The sequence below is a fragment of the Flavobacterium sp. genome (assembly GCF_043760115.1).
In the GTDB taxonomy this organism is placed as follows: Bacteria; Bacteroidota; Bacteroidia; order Flavobacteriales; family Flavobacteriaceae; genus Flavobacterium.
In genome coordinates, this window is the sequence record NZ_JAYUPK010000095.1 from 1 (window position 1) to 2,942 (window position 2,942).

General features: G+C 28.5%; 1 protein-coding gene and 1 pseudogene. Both read left to right on the plus strand.

Annotated elements, in window-relative coordinates:
* Window positions 1–240 (plus strand): T9SS type A sorting domain-containing protein (locus tag ACH2BC_RS08440; protein WP_395053555.1); only part of this gene is annotated, 240 nt, incomplete at its 5' end.
* Window positions 241–243: 3 nt separating this feature from the next.
* Window positions 244–2,942 (plus strand): annotated as a pseudogene (locus tag ACH2BC_RS08445) (hypothetical protein); the annotation flags it as partial.

Consider the following 2,942-nt stretch of genomic DNA (forward strand, 5'->3'; position numbering starts at 1 on the left):
AATTTTGCTTTTACTAATTTCAATTTTTATCCAAATCCTGTAAAAGATAATTTAAAAATTTCTAATAATTCGGTTATAGATTCAGTTGAAATTTTATCACTATTAGGACAAAAAATGATTGCTAAAAATGTAAATTCTTTAGAAACAGAACTAAATTTATCTGAACTTTCTAGTGGAATTTATTTTGTTAAGGTTTCTTCTTTAGGGTTGGAGAAAGTTTTAAAAATTGTGAAAGAGTAAATTATGAAAAAATTAAACACTTTAACTGTTTTATTTTTAATTAGTTTTAATTTATTTGGTCAAATTATGGCGAATGATGATGGATCAATTGCAGTTTCATCTTCCACAACTACAACAACTAATATTAATGTATTAACAAATGATACACTTAATGGCGCACCAATTAATCCTTTTCAGATTAATTTAACAATGATTGTTAGCTCACATCCAAACATTATTTTAAATACTAATGGAACATTATCAATCTCGTCAGGAATACCAGCTGGAACTTATAATTTGACTTATCAAATTTGTCAAATATCAAATCCAAGCAATTGTGATATGGCAATTGTAACAATAATTGTTACTAATTCATCATTTATTGTTACTTGTGAAGGTATATACATAGACAGTTCAAGTCCAACAGGAATTGCAAATCCTGGAGATACAGTTGAATATAATTATACAGTTACCAATACAAGTTCAGCAAGTACGGCTACTCTATCAAATATTCAAGGAACATCAAATATTCAAGGAAATATTGAAACATTATCTGGCGGACCATTAACTTTAATTCAAGGAGAATCTAATAGTACATCTTTTACAAAAACTTATACAATTACGCAAGCAGAGATTGACCAAGGATTTTTAAGTAATTATTCAAATTTTGCAGCAACTGATGTTGATGGTAATACTATTTATGCATCTCCTACTGACCCAACTCCTTATGTTATTCCTTTCTTAAATTGTACGACATGTACTAATGTTCTTATAGCACAACAACCAGGTATTTATTTGCAAATGGATGGAGAATATATTGACAGTAATAATAACGGCTCTGTTGATATTAACGACACTATACGTTATACAAGTATTGCTACAAATGGTGGAAATGTTACCTTATTATATCCTTCAATTAGCTACAGTAATATTTCGTTAACAAATAACATTAATTCAATAAATTTTGGTCAATATAGCGCACCAATAATTTCAAATTATCAATTAACTAACCAAGATATTTTAAATGGTTATGTTTATAATTTTGCAACAGTAAACGCAACTTCACCTAGTGGTCAATATGTAACAGATGATTCGTCAGATCCAACACCATGCAATAATTGTCCGCCAAATCCAGAAAATCCAAATAGTTTTTATCCTTATACAATTGTAAAATTGCCTCCACTTGGGTTACAAATTAATGGCAACTATCAAGATTATAATGCCGATAATTATGTTTCTGTTGGAGATATTATTCAATATTCTTATTTAGTTAAAAATTCCGATTTAAACTATTCTATTGATAATATTAGCATGATAGTTACTAATGCAACTCTTTCTGGAAATAGTATTTCGTTGCCACCACAAAATTTTAATAATACCAATTTTATAGGACAACATGTTATTAATCAAGAAGATATCAATAATGGTTCGGTTACAACATCAGCAAGCGCAACAGGAACAATTAATAGTGAAAATATTTCGGTAAATAATGAAAAAACAGTTTTTTTAAATGTAAGTGACGGAATAAAACTTAATGCATTTATTGATGAAAATTCTAATGGACTTCAAGATGGTTTAGAACTAAATGTTGCCTTCGGTTATTTTGCATATCAAATAAATGGTGGAGTAACCCATAACATTTACACATCAGGTGGAAACCATACTTTATATGAATCTAACCCAACAAATATCTATAGTTTGAATTTTTATTGTTCAAACTACAGTATTGCAATACCTAGCTATACTAATGTAAGTGTATCTATAAACTCTGGTATTACAACTTATAATTTTGCTTTAACACCTGTAACAATTCTTCAAGACTTAGTAATTTCATTGTACTCAACATCTGATTTGCCTAATCCTGGTTTTTCTCATACGAATAGATTATCTTATAAAAATCAAGGTACGCAAACTATTATGTCAGGAACTATAGCTTTTAATAAAAATAATGTTGTGAACATTACTAATATTTCACAAACAGGATTAACATCTACAAGTAATGGTTTTGCATACAACTTTGCCAACTTACTACCTAATGAACAACGATTTATTGATGTAACCATGTTAGTACCTACTATTCCAATTGTAACATTAGGTCAACAACTTACTAATAATGCTAGTGGAACAATAGCATCTTCTGAACTAAATATAAGTAATAATTCTAGTAGTTTAACACAAACTATTGTTGGTTCTTACGATCCAAACGATAAACAAGAATCGCATGGTGGAAAAATTTTATATTCTGGCTTTACTACAAATGATTATTTAAATTACACAATACAATTTGAAAATACTGGAAATGCAAACGCAATAAACATTAGAGTTAACGATATTTTAGATACAAAACTTGATGAAACAAGCATTCGAATGGTTGATGCAAGTAATCCTTACGTTTTAGAACGAGTAGGAAGTAATTTAAACTGGAGATTTAATGGCATAAATCTTCCACCATCGGTTGCAAATACTCAAATTGGTCATGGTTACATTACTTTTCAAATAAAACCAAAACCTGGTTATGCCATTGGCGATATCATTCCAAATTTTGCAAGTATTTATTTTGATTTTAATCCTGCAATTGTGACTGAAACATGCAATACAGAATTCGTTGCTGCATTATCAAATGAAAATTTTGCTTTTACTAATTTCAATTTTTATCCAAATCCTGTAAAAGATAATTTAAAAATTTCTAATAATTCGGTTATAGATTCAGTTGAAATTTTATC